Below are 20156 nucleotides of genomic sequence, written 5' to 3'. Positions count from 1 at the left end.
TGGCTAACGGCGCTCCACCCACCACATCATGCCCATCGCCGCCAGCAAAAAGGCAATGCTGGGCGTGAGTGCAGCCACGGCCGGCACCCAGCCATTGATGACGCCGAGGTTGGAAAAGAGACCATTGAGCAGGTGGAACCCCACCCCGATCATGATTCCTGAGAACACCTTCAGGCTGACCCCACCCATGCGGGTCTGCATGTAGCCGAAGGGCAACGCCAGCCCCATCATGACGAGCGCGGCAAACGGATAGGCCAGCTTCTTCCACAGAGCGATCTCGTAGCGGGTGGTGCGCTGCTTGTTCTCTTCAAGGTGACGGATGTAGGAATACAGGGTTGTCACGGACATCCGTTCAGGCACGACCATCAACACCGACAGCACGTCCGGCGTCAGCTCGGAACGCCACACCAGCTCCGGCAGTTTGAGGATCTCGGTTCGTTCCCCCAGGAAGACGGTCTTCCCCACCCCCTTCAAACGCCATCCGGCCCCTTCCTGATAGGCACCGGACTCCGCCTCACTGATCGACACCAGGGTTGCACGATCGTCGAACTCGTAGATGCGGACGCCCTGCAGCGAGGTATCCGGAAGAATGCTCCGGACGTTCACAAACAGATTGCCATCCCGAACCCACAGGCCGGTACGCAACTCCTGGGACACCATCGAGCGGGTCGCCGCCAGACGCCACTGCTGGGCGGCACGCTCGGCGGGGGGCGCCAGATACTCTCCGAACACGAAGGTCAGCAACACAAAAACACTGCCCACCGACAGCAGCGCCAGCAGGAAACGCCGGGTGGACAAGCCTGAGGCCCGCAGCACGGTGATTTCGGAATGCCGGGCCAGGGTTGTCAGCGCGTACAGGCTGCCGATCAGCACGGCGATGGGCATGAGTTCGTACACCCGGCCCGGCATGATCATCGCGACATAGATTGCCGCATGGTGCAGGGCGTAGCCGTTCTTGCCGACCTCATCGAGCTCATTGACCAGATCGAAGAAGGCAAAGAGCCCCAGGAACGCCAGCAGCACCAAGGCCACTGCGGCATAGATCTCGCGGCTGATGTAGCGGATATAGACAGGAATCATCAACCCCTCCGCCACCGGGCAAACACGCTCAGGCGCTTGTAGAACAACATGGCCAGCACCCCCAGCATGATCAGATGAGGCGCCAGCAGGCCCACCTCAAAACGCAGTCGCCCCTGGCCAACCCAGGCCTGGCAGACGCTGAGGGCGTTGCTGTAGATGAGATACACGAGCACCGCCAGGATCAGGTTGTTGGTGCGGCCTGCGCGGGGATTCACGAAAGACAGGGGAATGGCCAGCAGAGCCAGCATGATCGCCAGCACGGGCGTGCTGATACGGCCGAGCAGTTCGCCCTGGTTGCGCTTGTCAGGGTTCTTGAGCAGCGCCGGCAAGGTCAGGGTCTTGGGCTGGCGTGGCCCGCCGCTGACCTCCTTGGACTCCATGCGGATCTGGTAACGCTCGAACTCCATCACCCGGTAGCTGGGCGTACCGGGCGTTCCCTCGTATCGCCGGCCATGCTCCAACACCACGAAACGATTGCCCGAGGCATCCACCTCCATGTGCCCCTGGGCCGCCACCATCACCCCGAGGCGGCCGTTCTGCATGCTGCTGGCAAACACATTACGGACTCGCCCCTCGTCTCCCGACAGGGCCTCGACAAAAAACACCCGCTCGCCGCCGGAGGACTCGCGGAACATGCCGGGCGCGACCCGGGAGACGTCATCCCGGTTGTTCAGTTGCTCCTTGTATTCGACACTCTTCTTCTGGGCCCAGGGCGCCACGAAAAGCGACATGGCCGCGATGAGCAACACCACCGGCACAGAAAAACGCAACACCGGCCGCATCCAGGCGGTCAGCGGGAGGCCGCTGGAAAACCACACCACCATCTCGGAATCCCGGTAGCTGCGGGACAGGGACATGAGGATCGCAATGAAGACGGTGAGCGACAGCACCACCGGCATCTGCGCGATGGCACCAAAGCCGATCAGGGCCAGCACCGCATCGGCGGGCACGCGTCCGCCAGCGGCCTGCCCGAGCAAGCGGATGAGAACGGTGGAAATCAGGATGGCGAACAAGGCCACAAAGACCGCCACGGCGTTCTGGGTGAATTCGCGCTGGGCGGCTCGGAGAAAAATCATGCGAGGGGAGTGATCGCGCCGGGGAAGGGCCTTTTTGACGTCTGCCGGGGTGCCGGCCATAATGTGCCGCAAAGTCCCAATTGACGCGTGTTTCCAAGGAGAAGCGGGTGGAATTTACCATAAAGGCCGGGTCGCCGGAAAAACTCAAGAACGGCTGCGTGGTGGCAGGCGTGTTTGCCGGCGGTGAGCTAAGCGCAGCCGCCAAGGCCCTCGACAAGGCATCGGACGGCGCCATCGCGGCCATCCTCGCCCGGGGTGATCTGGACGACAAGGCCGGCGCCACCCTCACCCTTCACGCCCTCCCCGGCCTGCTCACGCCGCGCGTGCTGCTGGTCAGCCTGGGCAAGGCCGGCGAGCTCAGCGACAAGTCCTACCGCGACGCCGTGTCCGCCGCCGCCCGCCAGCTGGCCGGCTCCGCCGCCGACGACGCGGCCTTCTGCCTCGCCGACGTGGACCTCACCGGTCGCGACGCAGCCTGGCGCATCGCCCAGGCCGCCCAGATCCTCAAGGACAGCACTTACCGCTGCGACGAGCTGAAGTCAAAGAAGGACGAGTCGAAGAAAGGCGTGAAGAAGCTCGTCTTCATCACCCGCAGCAAGCCCGCTGCCGACCTGGACGCCGCCCTGCGCGACGGTGAAGCCATCGCCGAAGGGATGGCCCTGGCCAAGACCCTAGGCAACCTCCCCGGCAATGTGTGCACCCCCGGCTACCTGGCCACTACCGCAAAGAAGCTCGCCAAGGAACACAAGATCAAGGTCGACATCCTTGAGCGCGCCGACATGGAAAAGCTCGGCATGGGCTCCCTGCTGTCCGTGGCCCAGGGCTCCCACGAGCCGCCCAAGTTCATCATCCTCAACTACAAGGGCGGCAAGCCCAAGGACAAGCCCGTCGTGCTGGTGGGCAAGGGCATTACCTTCGACACCGGCGGCATCTCCCTCAAGCCCGGCGAGGGCATGGACGAGATGAAGTACGACATGTGCGGCGCCGCCAGCGTTCTGGGCACCTTCAAGGCCATCGCCCGCATGGAGCTGCCCATCAACGTGGTCGGCCTGATCCCCACCACCGAGAACATGCCCGGCGGCTCGGCCATCAAGCCTGGCGACATCGTCACCTCCATGTCGGGCCAGACCATCGAGATCCTCAACACCGATGCCGAAGGCCGCCTGATTCTGTGTGACGCCCTCACCTACGCCGAACGCTTCGATCCGGTGGCGGTTGTGGACATCGCCACCCTCACCGGCGCCTGCATCATCGCCCTGGGCAACCTCACCTCAGGCCTCCTGGCCAACGACGACTCCCTGGCGGCCGAACTGCTTGCCTCGGGTCAGGCTGCCGGTGACAAGGCCTGGCAGCTGCCCCTGTGGGACGAATACCAGGACATGCTCAAGAGCAACTTCGCCGACATCCCCAATATCGGCACCAAGGGCGCCGGCACCATCACCGCCGCCTGCTTCCTGGCCCGCTTCACCAAGGCCTACAAGTGGGCGCACCTGGACATCGCCGGCACGGCCTGGAAGTCGGGCGGCGACAAGGGCGCCACCGGCCGCCCGGTGCCACTGCTGACCCGCTTCCTGATGGACCGGGCCGGACGCTGACACCCCGACCGTGAGCACCGAGATCCGCTTCTACCACAACGCGCCAGACCGCCTCCGGGTGGCCTGCGTGCTCACCGCCAAGGCCGAGGCCAGCGGGCGGCGGGTCTCGGTCTTTGCCCCGGAGAACCACGTCGCCCGGCATTTCGACCAGATGCTCTGGGCCTTTCAGCCCCTGGCCTTCGTGCCCCATGTGGCAGCAGGGTCGCCGCTGGCCGCCGAGACCCCGGTGGTCATTGGCAGCCGGCTCGACGCCCTGCCCCACCAGGACGTGCTGATCAACCTGGGTGACGAGCTGCCGGACGGCTTTGACCGCTTCGACCTGGTCATCGAGATCGTCGGCCCCAGCGACGAGGAGCGCCAGGCCGCCCGGGGCCGCTACCGGCGCTACAAGGACCAGGGCCTGCCGCTCAGCGCCCATGACCTCGCCCAACGGAGCGGCGAATGAACACCTCACACAAACCCGAGTTCGAGATCCCCCTTGAAGATGAGGAGGCCGAGGGCCTACCGCACCGGCCGGAGGCACCGGAAGCCGGAGACGGCGACGATCTGCCCGTATTGACCGATGTGGTGGACGAACGGATCGAGCCCTTCATCGGCGACAACGAACCGATCATCCTCGAGCCTGTCGGCCCCGAGCCCGAGCTCGACGACGATCTGCCGGTGCTCACCGCCACCCCCGATCTGGCCGGACGGATCGTCGAACTCGACATCGCCATCAACCGCCTGATTGAGGATTGGGTCACCACCGAGCTGCCCCAGCTCGTCTCGCGGGAGCTCGACGCCCTGGCCGAGCGCCTCCGGGTCAAGGCGGTCACCCAGCTGCAGCACAGCCTGCAGCCGCTCATCTCCGCCGAGATCGCCCGCCGCCTCGACGACGACCCCGAGGCCTGAATTCACCCTTTACCCTCCTTCCCCGCCAAGTCTTCCCGGCGGGCGGGGCGGGTGCATCCGTTATAATCCGCGTTTTGCCTTCAAAGACAGACCCCATGGAACTGGCCAAGAGTTTCGAGCCGGCGGAGATTGAGCGCCGCTGGTATGAGCACTGGGAATCGAGCGGCTATTTCGCCGCCGGTCTCGACCGCAGCAAGCCTGCCGACCAATCCTTCTGCATCCTGCTGCCGCCGCCCAACGTCACCGGCACCCTGCACATGGGTCACGGTTTCAACCAGACCATCATGGACGCGCTCACCCGCTACCACCGGATGCGCGGCTGGAACACCCTGTGGCAGCCCGGCACCGACCACGCCGGCATCGCCACCCAGATCGTCGTCGAACGCCAGCTGGACGCCCAGGGCATCTCCCGCCACGACCTCGGCCGCGAGAAGTTCCTCGAAAAGGTCTGGGAGTGGAAGGAATACTCCGGCGGCACCATCACCCAGCAGATGCGCCGCATGGGCACCAGCCCCGACTGGAGCCGCGAGCGCTTCACCATGGATGCCGGTCTCAACAAGATCGTCACCGAGACCTTCGTCCGTCTCTACAACGAGGGCCTGATCTATCGCGGCAAGCGCCTGGTCAACTGGGACCCGAAGCTGCACACCGCCGTGTCCGACCTGGAAGTGGTTCAGGAAGAAGAAGACGGCTTCATGTGGCACCTGAGCTACCCGCTGGCCGACGGCAGCGGCAGCCTCACCGTGGCCACCACCCGCCCGGAAACCATGCTCGGCGACACCGCCGTGATGGTGCACCCCGAGGACGAGCGCTACGCCCACCTGATCGGCAAGACCGTGCGCTTGCCGCTGGTCGACCGGGAGATTCCCATCATCGCCGACGAATACGTCGACCGTGAATTCGGCACCGGCGTCGTCAAGGTCACCCCCGCCCACGACTTCAACGACTACGCCGTCGGCCTGCGCCACGGCCTGCCGATGATCATCGTGCTGACCCTCGAAGGCACCGTGCCCGCCCAGGGCAGCGTGGTCACCCAGGGTCAAGTCAGTGGCAGCGTGGCGTTGCCCGCCAGCCTGGCCGGCCTCGACCGCTTCGAGGCACGCAAGCAGGTGGTTGCCCAGTTCGAGGCCCTCGGCCTGCTCGGCGAGGTCAAGCCCCACAAGCTGCAGGTGCCCCGCGGCGACCGCACCGGCGTGGTCATCGAGCCCATGCTCACCGACCAGTGGTTCGTGGCCATGTCCAAGCCCGGCGAGGACGGCAAGTCCATCACCGAAAAAGCCCTCGAGGTCGTCTCCTCGGGCGAGATCGAGTTCGTGCCTGGCAACTGGGTCAACACCTACAACCAGTGGCTCAACAACATCCAGGACTGGTGCATCTCCCGCCAGCTGTGGTGGGGCCACCAGATCCCGGCCTGGTATGGCGAGAAGGGTGAAACCTTCGTCGCCCACAGCGAGGAAGAAGCCCGCAGCCTGGCCGACAAGGCCGGCTACAGCGGCGCCCTCAGCCGCGACCCGGACGTGCTCGACACCTGGTATTCGTCCGCCCTGTGGCCCTTCTCGACCCTCGACTGGACCCCGGAATACCCGGCCAAGTCGAATGACGCACTGGACCTCTACCTGCCGTCCACCGTGCTGGTCACCGGCTTCGACATCATCTTCTTCTGGGTGGCGCGCATGGTCATGATGACCAAGCACATCACCGGCAAGATCCCGTTCAAGCACGTGTATGTGCACGGCCTGATCCGCGACGCCGAAGGCGCCAAGATGTCCAAGTCGAAGGGCAACGTGCTCGACCCCATCGACCTGATCGACGGCATCGGCATCGACGCCCTGGTGGCCAAGCGCACCACCGGCCTGATGAACCCCAAGCAGGCTGCCAGCATCGAGAAGAAGACCCGCAAGGAATTCCCCGAGGGCATCCCCGCCTTCGGCACCGACGCCCTGCGCTTCACCTTCGCCAGCCTGGCCAGCCCCGGTCGCGACATCAAGTTCGACATGAGCCGCTGCGAGGGCTACCGCAACTTCTGCAACAAGCTGTGGAACGCCACCCGCTTCGTGCTGATGAACGTCCAGGGCCACGACCTGGGCCTGGAGCACAAGCAGGACGGCCCCAGCTGCGGCGGCAACGGCCCGCTGGACTTCTCCTTCGCCGACCGCTGGATCGTCAGCCGACTGCAGCGCGTCGAAGCCGAGATCGCCCAGCACTTCACCGAGTACCGCTTCGACCTGGTCTCCAAGACGGTCTATGAGTTCATCTGGGACGAGTACTGCGACTGGTACCTCGAACTCGCCAAGGTCCAGATCAACACCGGCAACGAAGCCCAGCAGCGCGGCACCCGCCGCACCCTGATCCGCGTGCTGGAAACCATCCTGCGCCTGGCCCACCCGCTGATCCCCTTCGTCACCGAAGAGCTGTGGCAGACCGTGGCTCCGCTGGCCGGCCGCAAGGACGTGGACAGCCTGTGTCTGGCCCGCTACCCCGAAGCCGACCTGGGCCGCATCGACGAAAAGAGCGAAGCCGACGTGGCCGAGCTCAAGGGCCTGGTCTACGCCTGCCGCAACCTGCGGGGCGAGATGAACATCTCCCCGGCCCAGCGCATGCCCCTGGTGGCCAGCGGAAACGCCGAACGCCTGAGCAAGTTCGCCCCCTACATCGCCGGCCTCGCCAAGCTGTCGGAAGTGCAGGTGGTGGACGAGATCAGCACCGAAGAGCTGGCCCCGGTCGCCATCGTGGGCGAGCAGCGCCTGATGCTCAAGGTGGAGATCGACATCGCCGCCGAGCGGGAGCGCATCGCCAAGGAGATCGCCCGTATCGAGGGCGAGATCGTCAAGGCCAATGCCAAGCTCTCCAACGAAAGCTTCGTGGCCCGCGCGCCTGCCGCCGTGGTGGCTCAGGAGAAGGAGCGCCTGGCCAACTTCAGTGCCACCCTCGACAAGCTCAAGCCCCAGCTAGCCAAGCTCGCCGAACGCTGAACCTGGCGCAAGCCTGTAAAAAAGGGAGCCAAATGGCTCCCTTTTTTCATGCTGCCGCGCCGACGCCTACTTGCGGCGCAGGAAGAACTCGAAGGCGTTGTCCGGCAGGTCGGCCTGGGATACCAGCTCATTGCCGGTCTGCCGGGCGAAGGCGGCAAAATCCTTGGACGAGCCCGGGTCCGTCGCCAGCACATGCAACACCTGACCCGGCTGCATCTCGGCCAGCGCCTTCTTGGCGCGCAAAATGGGCAGCGGGCAGTTCAGGCCGCGGGCATCCACTTCCTTGTCGAAATCCATCTTACAACTCCATCCTCGAAGGCAATCAGCGCCGGATTCTACCTGCAGCCATCCCACCCCGATACTGCCCGCGCAGCACCCGCCCCCTGATAAACCCCGGGCCTTCTGTGAAATAATGACGACCCGACACCCTTGTCATACCCGGGCCGACACGCCGCAAGGCGGCTCCTACGGCTCCGCCCCCCTCTCCAGCAAGGTACAGCACGATGCGCGCAAACATGCTTCAAACCGTCCTCAACGACCTCAACGGCACGTCAGCGGATATCGAGGCCTCAGCCATCATCTCGTCCGACGGTCTGATGATGGCGGCCCTGCTCCCCAACACGGTGGACGAGGACCGGGTTGGCGCGATGAGCGCAGCCATGCTATCCCTCGGTGACCGCACCGCCCGGGAGCTGTCCCGGGGCGCCCTCGACCAGGTCCTGATCAAGGGTGAAAAGGGTTACGTACTGATGGTCCAGGCCGGCGCCGACGCCGTGCTGACGGTCATGGCCAAGCCCAATGCCAAGCTCGGCCTGGTGTTTCTCGACGTACGGCGGGCCGCCGACGCCATCGGCCGCATCCTCGGCTGAGCACGATCATGGAGGACATGCCCCCTTCCCCCGGTGCCCCGGCCGGCGCCACCCATGTCCTCACCCATGCCGACGGGACCACCCGTCAGGTCCGCGTCACCGACATCGAAACCCCCTACCCCCTCGGCAAACTGATCGTCTCGCGCACGGACACCCGGGGCATCATCACCCAGTGCAACCCATCCTTCGTCGACATGTCCGGCTACACGGCCGATGAACTCATCGGTCAGCCCCACTACATCCTGCGCCACCCCGACATGCCCGCGGCGGCCTTCCGGGATCTGTGGAACAGCGTGCAGGCTGGACGCCAGTGGAACGGCTACGTCAAGAACCTGCGCAAGGACGGCGGGCACTACTGGGTCTATGCCACGGTCGTCCCCAACATCCGCGATGGACGCATCGTCGGCTACACCTCCGTCCGGCGCGAGCCTTCCCGGGACAGGGTCGCTGCCGCCGAGGCCCAATACCGGGAAATGCGCTGATCATGACCTTCAACTTCACCGTCAGCCCAAGCTTCCCCAACGAGCGCATCTCCGACTGGTACATCTTCAACACCTGGCTGCAACGTCAGCTCGGGCTCCCCATCCACCTCGAACTCCACGACGACTTCGGCACGCAGCGTCAGGCCATCGCCGAGGGGAGGGTGGACATGATCCACGCCAATCCCTTCGACGCCTCCCTGCTGGTCCGCGAAAAGGGTTTCCGGGCCATCGCCCGCCCCGAGGGCAGCCCGGACGAGATGGTCATCGTGGTGGCCGCCGACAACCCGGCCCAGCGCATTCCCGAGCTGCCTGCGGGCATACGACTCGCCTGCACCGACGACCCCTGCGTCAACACCCTGGGGCGCATCCTGCTCGAACCCGCCAATCTGGACACCGGCAACATCCAGGAACTCGGCCGGGAGACCTACATCCAGGTGACCAAGGCCCTGCTCCGGGGCGACGCCGACGTCGGCTTCCTGCCGGTCGAGGCCTTCAACGGCCTGTCGCCCCTGGTACGCCGTGACCTGCGGGTGCTGGTCACCAGCCAGATCCAGGTCATCCATCATGTCTTCCTGATCGGCCCCGCCCTGCTACCCCACGCCGAGGCCATCACCCGGCTGTTCCTGTCCATGCACCAGACCGAGAAGGAACGTGCCATGCTCACGGCCCTCGGCGCCAGCCGCTGGCAGGCACTGAGGCAGGAAGACGTGGAGTTCATGATCGACATCCTCTCCACGCTCACCTCGTGACCCCCTTCCTTACCGACCCGGACGACCCCGGACGCATCCGCCCGCCCGCCCCGCCCGCGGTCTTCGGGCTGCCCGTACGCACCCTGGGCATCGCCACCCACTGGCACAGCCCGGCCACAGGGGCACTGCTGGCGGCCGAGATCGGGCGCCAGCCACGCAACCTGCACACCCACCTGCAGCGCATCGCCCTGTGGGCCAGCCTGGGCAACTCAGCCGCCCTGGGCGCCGCGCTGGTGGATTTCTGGATCGTCCTCGGCCCCTTTGGCCGGGATCTGCGCCAACGCCTGCTGCGCCAGCACGGCCCGGCCCTGGCCGACGGCGGGCTGGCGGATTACCTGGGTGAGCACCTCGACACCGGCATCGACAGGCATGCCCCCCGCGCCGCGCTCCCCGGTGTGGTTCTGGCCAGGCCCGTGGAGGGCAGCCAATGCTTCCTGAAGACCACCACCCGGGAGGGCAGCACGCCATGAAACGGGCTCAATCCAGTTCCCCGTCCGAGCCCCCCAGCGCACTCCATCTCCTCCACGTGGGCAGCATGGATGCCCGGCTCATCGGTCTCTCCATCGAACGGCACTGGACGCGCTCGGTGCGCCTGGTGGAAACCCTTGAAGAGGCGCAGGTGGTGCTGATCGACTGCGACCGCCCGGGCATCGAGGCCGTCCTGGATCAGCTCGCCGGCCATCCGCGCATCGGCATCGTCTACTACGCATTCCACCCCAAGGACCACGCCCCCCGCTTTCAGCCGCGCCCGGTGCTCGGCAAGCCCCTCAATCTCGAGTCCCTGCCCGTCACCCTGGCCCGGGCCAGAGCCGATGCCGCCCACGTGATCGCGGCAGCCCCACCCCGCCCCATCGCCCCGCCTCCGGCCCCCAGCGCGCCCGCCGCCGCAAGCGCCCCGGCCCCCCTCGGGAACAGCCTGATGGCGGACGATGAGCGGGATCTCTGCGGCGGCATGGACGACATTCCCGCTGCACCGGGCAGCCCCCTGCCCGACAAGCTGTTCTTCAATCCGGACGACTACCTCATCGGCCGTCTGCAGCAGGCCCTGGCCCTGGCCAGCGCAAGTGGCCGCCCCCACCTGATCTCCGGCCTGCCAAGGCTGATCGGCATCGAACCACGCCCTATCCCCGTCTGCATCACCGCCTTCCGGGAAAATCAGCTCCGCCCGCTGGCCATGACCCAACTGCCCGAATCCACCGGGCGCATCGTCAGCACCCCTCTCATCGGGGAGGCCGACAGCCAGCCGCTTCAACTGGCGGCCGAGGATTTTCTCTGGAACGCCGCCGCCTGGGCGGCCCGTGGGCGCCTGCCCGCCGGCAGCAACCCCTACCGCCCGGTGCGCCTGCGCGCCTGGCCCAATTTCACCTACGCCTTCGCGTCGCCCCACGCCATGCGCATCGCTGCCCTCTGGACACGCACGCAGGCCAGCCCGGTGGAAATCGCTGCGCGCCTGGGCATTCCCCATCGCTATGTGTTTTCGGTGTATTCCGCCGCCAGCTTCGCCGGGCTGCTCGACACCACGACGGGGGATGCAAACACGCCTGCCGCGCTGCCCGCCCCTCCGGCCCAGACCGACAGGCCGGCACGCCCCTCCATCCTGTCCCGAATCCTCCGAAAGCTCCGCGATGCGGTCTGAACGCGCCCGTCACAACAAGATCATCTTCTCCGGCACCGTCGGCGCCGGAAAGAGCACCGCGATCAACGCCCTCAGCGACATCGCCACGGTCAGCACCGAGGCCGTCGCCAGCGATGCCACCGCCAGACTCAAGCCAACCACCACCGTGGCCATGGACTATGGCGTCCTCAACCTGCCCGGTGGCGAGAAGGTGATGCTCTACGGCACCCCGGGCCAGGAGCGCTTCAGCTTCATGTGGGACATCCTCTCCGAAGGTGGGATCGGCCTCGTGCTGCTGATCAACAACGCCAACCCCGACCCGCTCCAGGATCTCGAAGGCTACCTCGGCGCGTTCCGGCAGTTCATCGCCAGCACGGCCGTGACCATCGGCGTCACCCACATGGACAGCGCCCCCGAGCCCGGGCTGGACGCCTACCGATCACGCCTCATCAAGCTCGGCCTCGACCCCATGCCCGCCATCTTCCGGGCCGACGCCCGCAGCCGCGACGACGTGGCGACGCTGGTCAAGGCGCTCCTCTACACCCTCAACCCCGGATTGAACGATGCTTGAGATTGTTCCCGGCTCCTACCTCACCGTCACCCCCTACGGCGCCTGGCGCGCCGTGGCCCGAGCCGAGCCCACCACCGAAAGAAACATCCTGCTGGGCGTCCTCCAGGAAGCCATGAGCCCACTCCTGAGCCTCGACGCCCTCCAGGCCTGGACCCCGGGCAGCACGCCGGAGCATGCCCTCGAGGTGCTCCTCAAGCTCCAGGAAGAGGCCTGCCTGGAGGCCTGGAGCAACCCCAGGGTGGCCCCCATCGGCACCCTCGAGTCCACCTTGCCGGGCCTCCTGGGCGCCCTCAGCGACAGCGGTCAGGCCGTGCTGGCCGACCACATGGGCTTCTGTCTGGCCATTGCCGGCTATCCGGGCGACACCGGTGAAGCCCTCGCCGCCGTCGGTGCCGACATCCTGTCTGTCGCCGAAAGGCAGTCCGCCGCCCTGTCCCACTTGGGTGAACACCTGCTGGATGGCTGGGGCAACGTAGACGCGGCCGGCATCAGCGGCCTGAGCTTCTGGCCCATGCACGTGGGCCGGACCCGCCTGGCCCTCGCCGTAAGCGGGCGGCCGCGCTTCAACCAGCGCGCCTTTGCCGAGCTGGTATGGGCCCTGTGCGTACGCTACGGCAAGGTCTGAGGCCAGGACGAAGCCGGATCAGCGCTGCTCGCGGCGCTCCCGCATCTGCTCGGCCAGCAGGGCGCGCACTTCCCGCAGGCGCGAATCCACCGCCGAATGCTCGAAGAAATCCCCGTCCTTGGCGGCCTGGGCCAGGGTGAGCTGCTCTGCCGCCGCCGCGTAGTTGCCCTGGATCGCATACAGCTCGCCAAGGGAGCGATGCTGGGCCAGACGCATGCCGAGCACCGATTCGGCCCGGGAACGCAGCTCCCACAGCACCCCATTGCCGGGCGTGGTCAGGATCTCCGCCTTCAGCAGGGTGAGCGACTCGGCCGCACGGCCCGCGTCGATCAGGGCCCCGGCCTCGCCGTACAACAGCCGCCGGGACTGGGGAAAGCGCACGCGCCCTTCCTTGAACAGCTGCGCCGCCATCGCCGGCTCCCCCTTCGCCAGCCGCAGATCCGCCTCCAGACCATCGATCATCGCCGACGAGAGCTTGAGCTTGCGCAGCACCGCCATCTCGCGCTCCGCGTCAGCCAGCCGTCGCGCGCCGAGGTAGGCCCGCACCAGACCATAATGCGTGGCCGGCGGTGCCGCGCCACGCTGCACTGCCGCCTCGAGCTCTTCGAGCATCTCCCGGGAGGCCTGCGCGCCCACCCGCAACTTGGCCCGCACCAGCAGGAAATCCAGGGAATCCGGCACCTGGCGATAGGGCAGCTGCATCACCCGTCCCTCCATCTCGGTGATCCGGTCGGAGGTCAGCGGGTGCGTGCGCAGATAGGCGGGCGCACTGTTCTCGTAGAGCCGGCTGTTCTTTTGCAGGCGCTCGAAGAAGCTGGCCATGCCGCGCACGTCAAAGCCCGCGGCGGCGAGGTTCTGCACCCCCAGGCGATCAGCTTCGTTCTCGAAATCCCGGGAGTAGGCCAGCTGCGAGCTGATGCCCGCCGCCTGCCCCGCCATGATCGCCGCCTGACTGACCTGGGCGCTCGACTTGGCGGCCAGCACCGCCACCAGCAGGGACGCCAGCATCAACATCCCCGTCCGCCCCTGCTGCCCGACCATGCGGGCAATGTGACGCTGGGTGACGTGGGCGATTTCGTGGGACAGCACGCCGGCCAGCTCGGACTCGGCCTGGGCCGCCAGGATCAGCCCCGTGTGCACCCCGATCTTGCCCCCCGGCATGGCGAAGGCGTTGAGGGACGGATCGCTCACCCCGAAAAACTCGAAGGACAAACCGGCGCCAGCCCCCGCCGACACCAGGCGATCCCCCAGGGTGTTGAGGTAGTCCTCCACCTCCGCATCCCGCAGGAAGGCCGGATCGTGCCAGCGGATATCACGCATGATCTGCATCCCGATCTTCTGTTCGGCCACCGGCGACAGATCGGCGGACGCACTGTCTCCGAGATCGGGCAGGCTCTGGGAATAGCTGCGCGGCACCAGGGCGAGGCACAGCAGGGCGGCAATCAGACGATTTTTCACGGTGCTATGATACTCGCCCCCCGCGACCGGTTCCCTGCTGCACCATGACTGACGCCTTTACCCACTTCGACGCCCACGGCCAGGCCCACATGGTGGACGTGTCCGCCAAATCAGAGACCCGCCGCGTCGCCCGCGCCGAAGGGCGCATCCTGATGCAGCCCGACACCCTCACCCGCATCCTGGCCGGTGACAACAAGAAGGGCGACGTGATCGGCATCGCCCGCATCGCCGCCATCCAGGGCGCCAAGCGCACCGCCGACCTGATCCCCCTGTGCCACCCGATTCCCCTGACCCGGGTCACCGCCGACTTCACGGCAGAGGGCGACAACACCATCCACTGTACCGTCACCGCCGAAACCGTCGGCCGCACCGGCGTGGAAATGGAAGCCCTCACCGCTGTGCAGGTGGGCCTGCTCACCATCTACGACATGTGCAAGGCTGTCGATCGCGGCATGACCATGACCGGCATCCGCTTGCTGGAGAAGGAAGGCGGCAAGTCGGGACACTGGAAAGCGGAGACCTGAACCCATGCTCAGACGTGATTTCCTGCAGGCCTTTGGCAGCGCCACGGCGCTCGCCCCCCTCGTCGCCGCCGGCCTGCTCAGCCCGGGCACGGCCATGGCCGTGACGGTCAACCGGGCCGCCTTCGACGCAAAGACCGCCGCCGACGCCCTGCGCCTGATCGGCGCAGCCAGCGCCGAGAGCAGCCGCGACATCCAGCTCAAGGCCCCCGAGGTTGCCGAGAACGGCGCCGCCGTACCCATAGAGGTGATCAGCAGCATCCCGGGCACCACACGGCTCTCCGTACTCATCGACAAGAACCCCCTGCCCCTGGCCCTGCAGTTCAACTTTGCCCCCGAAGCCGCAGCCCGCTTCCAGGCCAAGCTGCGCATGGCCGAGAGCTCCCGCCTGCGCGTGGTCGCCACGGCGGGGGGCAAACACTACACCGTGTTCCGCGAGGTGAAGGTCACCGTCGGCGGCTGCGGCGACTGAAGGAGGCACGATCCATGTCCGACCCCACCAAGATCCGCGCCACCGTCAAGGGCAGCGACGGCGAAGTGCGCATCCTGATTCCCCACGTCATGGAAAGCGGCCAGCGGCGCGACCCGTCCGGCCAGCTTCTGCCAGCCCAGTACATCACCTCGGTCATCCTCAGCCTGAACGGTCGCCCCGTCATCGAGAGCGCACTCGGCACGGCCGTGTCCACCAACCCCCTGTTCGCCTTCCAGCTACTGGGCGTCAAGGCCGGCGACAAGGTCAGCGTTGCGTGGACTGACAACAAAGGGCAAAAAGGTGGCGCCGAGGCCAGCTTTTCGGCGGCCTGATGTGACCTTCGGACTGTAACGGGAGCGCGCAAGACAGGGGCGCGCCACCCGGCTAGAATCGGGCGCAACCGCTGGCGCCCTGCCAGGGGTACGAATCCACCGCCGCCCACGGCCGTCTCCCATGAGCCACGAAATCGAGCTCAAGCTCACACTCCCGCAAAAATCCCTTGCTGCCCTGCGCCGCCACCCGCTGATCGCCGACGCCCCCCGCGAGGGCCGCAGCTGCACCCTCGAAAACACCTACTTCGACACCCCTGAACTCGAACTGCGCGAACGGCGCATGGCCGTGCGCACCCGCAAGGCGGGCAGCCGCTGGCTGCAGACCGTAAAATGCGCCGCCGAATCCTCGGGCGGCCTGTCCTCCCGCCCCGAGTGGGAACAGCCCTACGCCAACGGCGCCTTCGATTTTTCGGCCATCGAGCGGGACGACGTACGCAACCGCCTTGAAAGCCTGCAGCCGAAGCTGGTCCCGGTATTCACCACCCACTTCAAGCGCGAAACCTGCATCCTCACCCCACGGGAGGGTGTGCGCGTGCTGGCCATGATCGACAACGGCAGCATCGAGGCCAACGGTCAGTCGCGCCCCTTGTGTGAGCTCGAGCTCGAGCTGGTTGAGGGCGACCCGCGGGAACTCTACGCCCTGGCCCTGCAGCTGGCCGAGAGCCTGCCCCTCACCCCCGAAAACGTCAGCAAGGCCGAGCGCGGCTACCGCCTGTTCTCCAACCACGCCCTGCGCCCGGCCAAAGCCCGGCCATCGCGCCTGAGTGCCGAGCAATCGCCGGTGGACGCCTTCCGCATCATCGGCTTCGACTGCCTGTCCCTGTGGCAGGCCAATGAATCCGGAGCCCGCGAGAGCGACGACCCCGAATTCATCCACCAGCTGCGCGTGGCCCTGCGCCGCCTGCGCTCCGCCCTGCGCCTGTTCGGCCCTGCCCTGCCCACCGACTTCGTGGAGCGCTGGTCCGACGGGCTCAAGGACGCCGCCGACGGCCTCGGCGCCGCCCGCGATCTGGACGTGATGCTGGCCGAGGTGCTCAGCCCGGTGGCCGAATCCGGCCTCGCCGACGACGCCACCCAGCGCCTCATCGCCATGGCCGTGGACCGCCGCGACCGGGAAAAGACCGCCGCCCGGGAGCAGCTTCTCGCCGCCAGCCATGGCCGCCAGATGCTGGCCCTGGCCTCCGACCTCTACGCCCTGCAGAGCGACGCTCTGGTCAAGTCCGCCAACCTCACCACCTTCGCCCGCCTCCAGCTCACCCAGCTGCGCAAGCGGGCCCGCAAACGCTACAGCGCCGCGGCAGACCTGCACTCAGACAAGCTCCACGAACTGCGCGTGTCCCTCAAGCGCCTGCGCTACGGCATCGAGTTCCTGCTCCCCCTGCTCCCCGAAAAAGCTACCGTGCGCTTCGCCAACGACATTGCCGAAGTGCAGGAAACTCTCGGCTACCTCAACGACGAGGCTGTCGCCCGCGGCCGCCTCAAAGCCTGGGCCGGCAAGGACCCGGAGCTGCGCAGCGGCGCGGCCTTCGTCGCCGGCTGGCACGCGCCCCGGGTCGCCCGCCTGCGCAAGAACGTGCTGCCCGCCCTCGAGCCCATCCTGTGGGGCAAGGCGCCATGGCGGCGTTGAGCGATTCATGTGGCGGTAACACGCCGGCCCCAGACTCCTGGCCTCTTGAGAATAATGACGAGGAGACGAGAACAATGGACCTGCTGCTGTGGCGCCACGCCGAAGCCGTGGATGGCATCCCCGACAACACCCGGGAACTCACCGAACGCGGCCTGCGCCAGGCCCACAAGGTGGCCGAGTGGCTGGAGAGCCGCCGCCCCAAGAAACTCCGCGTGCTGGTCAGCCCCACCACCCGCACCCGCCAGACCGCCAGTGCCTTCACCAAGGACTTCGAAGTCGTCCCCGCCCTCGCCCCGGGCAATGACATCGCCGGCATCCTCGGCGCCTGCGGCTGGCCCGACGGCGGCGGCTCCGTCCTCATCGTCGGCCACCAACCCGAGCTCGGCCGCCTCGCCTCGCTGCTCCTCTCAGGTCAGGAGGCCGACTGGACGATCAAGAAGGGCGCCCTGTGGTGGTTCTCCAACCGCGTTCGTGACGACGAAACCCAGACCGTGCTGCGCGCGGTGATGCCGGCTGATCTGGTCTGATCGACCTCAGGCTCGGGCAGCACATGACTGGCGCAACTCCCCCCGGATAGGAGCACGCCCGAAAATAATGACAGTGACATTGTCGACGCATTCAATTCTCAGTATCATCGCTCGCTGTTCAGCAGGGCGCGGTCCAGTTGCGCCCATGGAACCAGCAGCTCCGCCCCCGGAGAACAATCACGACCATCCTTGATACGGAAAATCCAGATGCACCGCGCCCTTTCACTGCTCACGGTTCTATTTTTCACGCTTCTCACGGGATGTAGCATTGCGCCCCGGATGCCACTCTCCGAGGACGGCGCCATACTTGATACGTCCAAACCCCTCTACCTGATGTCCGTCGTCGTCAAGAACGAGTACAAGCAGCGCTACCAGCCGCGCATCCTCAACGTGATGCTTACCAAGAACGACGGGAGCAACAAGCCCGAGCATCGTGCCTTCCGGATGGACGACAGGGGGACCATCGCCCCTTCGACAGACGATGGTTCGACAACCTACCTTGTCCGCTTCTCCACTGAGCAAGCCCCCCACTCCTTAGTCGGCCTGTTTTCGGTAGCCCAAGCCTTCCCGCTCAGCCCCTTCTACTTTGTGCCGCTACATGCGGACATACCGAAATCCGACAAGGGCGTGCACTACCTGGGCTCCGTCAAAGCGGTGATTCGCGAGCGCAAGGACGGTGAGTTCCGGGCAGGCCCTCCGGCCCCTCTCATCGACCAAGCTGTTGGCGGAGCATCATCAGGCACCTTTGACATAGAGATTGCCGACGCCTACACATCGGATATCGAACTGTTCAAGAAGACCTTCGCTCCGCTCAAGGACGTGGAGGTAAACAAATCCATCCTGGGGCAATGGGATCGCGCAAAAGCCCAGTTGTACTGGGAGCAGAACTAGGCTTCAAACCTCTTCGAGAGTTGTCCTTCAGCCTCCTCTCCAAGAATCGGCCACAAAACGCCGCTACCAAACCCACGAAAAAACGGCCTGCAAGCACCGCCTGCAGGCCGTTTCCCGTTTCAGGGCCGAGTCTGACGAATCAGACCGACAGCGCCTTGACGTGCTGGATCACCTCGCCGATGGCCTGCTGGGCAGAACCGTAGAGCAGGCGGGTGTTGTCCTTGTAGAACAGGGCGTTCTCGATGCCCGAGTAACCCGTGCCCTTGCCGCGCTTCACCACGATCACGTTCTGCGCCATGTCGGCGTTGAGGATGGGCATGCCGTAGATCGGGCTGGACTTGTCGGTGCGCGCCGACGGGTTCACCACGTCGTTGGCCCCGATCACCAGGGCCACGTCGGCCTGGGCAAAGTCACCGTTGATCTCTTCGAGGTCGAAGATCTTGTCGTAGGGCACCCCGGCCTCGGCCAGCAGCACGTTCATGTGGCCGGGCATGCGGCCCGCCACCGGGTGGATGGCAAACACCACCTCCACGCCCGCCTCTTCAAGAAGCTCGGTCATCTCCCACACCTTGTGCTGGGCGCCGGCCACTGCCATGCCGTAGCCCGGCACGATGATGACCTTGCTGGCGTAGCGCATCAGGGCGGCGGCATCCATGGCGCCCACCTCCTTCTGCTCGCCTTCCACGGCCTCGCCACCACCGGCTGCGGCCATGGGCACGAACAGGATGTTGCTGATCGGCCGGTTCATGGCCTTGGCCATCAGCTGGGTCAGCAGCGTGCCCGCCGCGCCCACCACGATGCCGGCGATGATCAGGGCCGGGATGCCCATCACGAAGCCCTCGAAACCCACGGCCAGGCCGGTAAAGGCATTGAACAGGGAGATCACCACCGGCATGTCGGCGCCGCCGATGGGCAGGGTGATGATGACGCCCAGCAGCAGCGCCAGCACGAAGAAAGCGCCCACCAGCAACGGATCGACCGTCGGCGCGATGACGATGGCGCCACCGACGGCCACCGTCACCAGCGCCAGCAGGATATTCACCGCATTCTGGGCCGGCAGCCGGAAGGCCTTCTTCATGACCCCCTGCAGCTTGGCCCAGGCCACCACCGAACCCGAGAAGGACACCGCACCGATCAGCGCACCCAGGGTGGCCAGCAGGGTCACCACGGTGCCATGCATCTCGCCACGGGCAAACTCGACGGCGGCAATCGCCGCTGCCGCACCGCCGCCCATGCCGTTGTAGATGGCCACCATCTGCGGCATGTCGGTCATGGCGACCTTCTTGCCGGAGATCCAGGCCACGGCACCGCCCAGGGCGATGGCAATGACCATCAGGGCAAAGTTGTTCATGCCCGGGGTGAGGAAAGTGACCACCGTGGCCAGCACCATGCCGACACCGGCCCAGACGATGCCCTTGCGTGCCGATACGGGCGAGCTCATGCCCTTCAGGCCGAGGATGAACAGGATCGCGGCGACGAAGTAGCTCGCGTCAATCAACCACTTGATCGCCATTACTTCTTCTCCTTTGCCTTGAACATGGCCAGCATGCGCTCGGTCACCACGTAACCCCCCGCCGCATTGGCGGCACCGAGCAGCACGGCGACAAAGCCGATGGCCTGCTCCAGCGGCGTTTCGGCCTGGCCGAGGGCGATCATGCCGCCCACCAGCACCACACCGTGCACAAAGTTGGAGCCGGACATGAGCGGGGTGTGCAGGATCACCGGCACACGGGAAATCACTTCATAGCCGGTGAAAGCCGCCAGCATGAAGATATACAGTGCAAGCATTCCATCCATGGGAAG

General features: G+C 66.3%; 23 protein-coding genes. 17 read left to right on the top strand and 6 right to left on the bottom strand.

Annotated features, from left to right (window positions below):
• Window positions 1-3 precede the first annotated feature (3 nt).
• Window positions 4-1080, bottom strand: a complete 1077-nt coding sequence (gene lptG, locus L6Q67_RS01455; RefSeq protein ID WP_296564123.1) for an LPS export ABC transporter permease LptG — start codon at window positions 1078-1080, stop codon at window positions 4-6.
• Window positions 1080-2156, bottom strand: a complete 1077-nt coding sequence (gene lptF, locus L6Q67_RS01450; RefSeq protein WP_296564121.1) for an LPS export ABC transporter permease LptF — start codon at window positions 2154-2156, stop codon at window positions 1080-1082. The genes lptG and lptF overlap by 1 nt, the downstream gene beginning before the upstream one ends.
• A gap of 107 nt (window positions 2157-2263) precedes the next feature.
• Here lptF and L6Q67_RS01445 point away from each other — a divergent pair, with 107 nt between their 5' ends.
• From L6Q67_RS01445 to L6Q67_RS01430, 4 genes are all read left to right on the top strand, one after another.
• The gene (locus L6Q67_RS01445) at window positions 2264-3751 is read left to right on the top strand and encodes a leucyl aminopeptidase (protein WP_296564119.1); all 1488 of its coding nucleotides are present in this window, start codon (window positions 2264-2266) and stop codon (window positions 3749-3751) included.
• Between the two features lie 10 nt (window positions 3752-3761).
• Entirely contained in the window at window positions 3762-4196 is a 435-nt protein-coding gene (locus tag L6Q67_RS01440; protein WP_296564118.1) for a DNA polymerase III subunit chi, read from the top strand.
• A complete protein-coding gene (locus L6Q67_RS01435; protein WP_296564116.1) occupies window positions 4193-4642 on the top strand; it encodes a hypothetical protein in 450 nt (149 codons plus the stop codon). Before L6Q67_RS01440 ends, L6Q67_RS01435 begins: the two co-directional genes overlap by 4 nt.
• 95 nt (window positions 4643-4737) lie before the next feature.
• Window positions 4738-7614: a valine--tRNA ligase gene (locus L6Q67_RS01430; RefSeq protein WP_296564114.1), complete on the top strand. Its 2877-nt coding sequence runs from the start codon at window positions 4738-4740 to the stop codon at window positions 7612-7614.
• A gap of 66 nt (window positions 7615-7680) precedes the next feature.
• Here L6Q67_RS01430 and L6Q67_RS01425 read toward each other — a convergent pair whose 3' ends face one another.
• A complete protein-coding gene (locus L6Q67_RS01425; RefSeq protein WP_296403850.1) occupies window positions 7681-7911 on the bottom strand; it encodes a sulfurtransferase TusA family protein in 231 nt (76 codons plus the stop codon).
• Between the two features lie 218 nt (window positions 7912-8129).
• On the opposite strand from L6Q67_RS01425, the gene L6Q67_RS01420 reads away from it, so the two are divergent.
• The 7 genes from L6Q67_RS01420 to L6Q67_RS01390 are packed head-to-tail and all read left to right on the top strand — an operon-like array spanning window position 8130 to window position 12525.
• A complete protein-coding gene (locus L6Q67_RS01420; RefSeq protein ID WP_296564112.1) occupies window positions 8130-8483 on the top strand; it encodes a roadblock/LC7 domain-containing protein in 354 nt (117 codons plus the stop codon).
• 17 nt (window positions 8484-8500) lie between these two features.
• Entirely contained in the window at window positions 8501-8965 is a 465-nt protein-coding gene (locus L6Q67_RS01415; RefSeq protein ID WP_296564110.1) for a PAS domain-containing protein, read from the top strand.
• A 2-nt stretch (window positions 8966-8967) separates the two neighbouring features.
• Window positions 8968-9714, top strand: coding sequence for a phosphate/phosphite/phosphonate ABC transporter substrate-binding protein (locus tag L6Q67_RS01410; protein ID WP_296564107.1), 747 nt, complete (start codon window positions 8968-8970; stop codon window positions 9712-9714).
• Window positions 9711-10184, top strand: coding sequence for a hypothetical protein (locus L6Q67_RS01405; RefSeq protein WP_296564103.1), 474 nt, complete (start codon window positions 9711-9713; stop codon window positions 10182-10184). Before L6Q67_RS01410 ends, L6Q67_RS01405 begins: the two co-directional genes overlap by 4 nt.
• Window positions 10181-11350, top strand: a complete 1170-nt coding sequence (locus tag L6Q67_RS01400) for a hypothetical protein (RefSeq protein WP_296564100.1) — start codon at window positions 10181-10183, stop codon at window positions 11348-11350. Before L6Q67_RS01405 ends, L6Q67_RS01400 begins: the two co-directional genes overlap by 4 nt.
• A complete protein-coding gene (locus tag L6Q67_RS01395; protein WP_296564098.1) occupies window positions 11340-11900 on the top strand; it encodes an ATP/GTP-binding protein in 561 nt (186 codons plus the stop codon). Before L6Q67_RS01400 ends, L6Q67_RS01395 begins: the two co-directional genes overlap by 11 nt.
• Window positions 11893-12525 carry a hypothetical protein gene (locus L6Q67_RS01390; protein WP_296564095.1) on the top strand — a complete coding sequence of 211 codons (633 nt, stop codon included), beginning with the start codon at window positions 11893-11895 and terminating at the stop codon, window positions 12523-12525. The genes L6Q67_RS01395 and L6Q67_RS01390 overlap by 8 nt, the downstream gene beginning before the upstream one ends.
• An 18-nt stretch (window positions 12526-12543) precedes the next feature.
• On the opposite strand, the gene L6Q67_RS01385 is transcribed toward L6Q67_RS01390, so the two are convergent.
• Window positions 12544-13983 carry a M48 family metallopeptidase gene (locus L6Q67_RS01385; RefSeq protein WP_296564091.1) on the bottom strand — a complete coding sequence of 480 codons (1440 nt, stop codon included), beginning with the start codon at window positions 13981-13983 and terminating at the stop codon, window positions 12544-12546.
• Between the two features lie 44 nt (window positions 13984-14027).
• Here L6Q67_RS01385 and moaC point away from each other — a divergent pair, with 44 nt between their 5' ends.
• From moaC to L6Q67_RS01355, 6 genes are all read left to right on the top strand, one after another.
• Complete coding sequence (gene moaC / locus L6Q67_RS01380) at window positions 14028-14507, top strand: cyclic pyranopterin monophosphate synthase MoaC (RefSeq protein ID WP_296564088.1); 480 nt, start codon at window positions 14028-14030, stop codon at window positions 14505-14507.
• A 4-nt stretch (window positions 14508-14511) separates the two neighbouring features.
• Window positions 14512-14976: a thiosulfate oxidation carrier protein SoxY gene (gene soxY / locus L6Q67_RS01375; protein WP_296564086.1), complete on the top strand. Its 465-nt coding sequence runs from the start codon at window positions 14512-14514 to the stop codon at window positions 14974-14976.
• A gap of 14 nt (window positions 14977-14990) precedes the next feature.
• Window positions 14991-15308: a thiosulfate oxidation carrier complex protein SoxZ gene (gene soxZ, locus L6Q67_RS01370; protein ID WP_296564081.1), complete on the top strand. Its 318-nt coding sequence runs from the start codon at window positions 14991-14993 to the stop codon at window positions 15306-15308.
• A 121-nt stretch (window positions 15309-15429) separates the two neighbouring features.
• Window positions 15430-16935, top strand: coding sequence for a CYTH and CHAD domain-containing protein (locus L6Q67_RS01365; protein ID WP_296564078.1), 1506 nt, complete (start codon window positions 15430-15432; stop codon window positions 16933-16935).
• A gap of 74 nt (window positions 16936-17009) precedes the next feature.
• Window positions 17010-17462, top strand: a complete 453-nt coding sequence (locus L6Q67_RS01360) for a histidine phosphatase family protein (protein ID WP_296564075.1) — start codon at window positions 17010-17012, stop codon at window positions 17460-17462.
• A 207-nt stretch (window positions 17463-17669) separates the two neighbouring features.
• Window positions 17670-18353: a hypothetical protein gene (locus L6Q67_RS01355; protein ID WP_296564072.1), complete on the top strand. Its 684-nt coding sequence runs from the start codon at window positions 17670-17672 to the stop codon at window positions 18351-18353.
• Window positions 18354-18492: 139 nt separating this feature from the next.
• On the opposite strand, the gene L6Q67_RS01350 is transcribed toward L6Q67_RS01355, so the two are convergent.
• Together L6Q67_RS01350 and L6Q67_RS01345 are read right to left on the bottom strand one after the other, a co-directional pair.
• Complete coding sequence (locus tag L6Q67_RS01350) at window positions 18493-19866, bottom strand: NAD(P)(+) transhydrogenase (Re/Si-specific) subunit beta (RefSeq protein WP_296564070.1); 1374 nt, start codon at window positions 19864-19866, stop codon at window positions 18493-18495.
• Entirely contained in the window at window positions 19866-20150 is a 285-nt protein-coding gene (locus L6Q67_RS01345) for an NAD(P) transhydrogenase subunit alpha (RefSeq protein ID WP_296403893.1), read from the bottom strand. Before L6Q67_RS01345 ends, L6Q67_RS01350 begins: the two co-directional genes overlap by 1 nt.
• Window positions 20151-20156 lie beyond the last annotated feature (6 nt).

Source organism: Zoogloea sp. (assembly GCF_023150065.1).
In the GTDB taxonomy this organism is placed as follows: Bacteria; Pseudomonadota; Gammaproteobacteria; order Burkholderiales; family Rhodocyclaceae; genus Zoogloea.
Note: the sequence above shows the minus strand (reverse complement) of the source record. Positions and strands in the feature narration are given on the sequence as shown.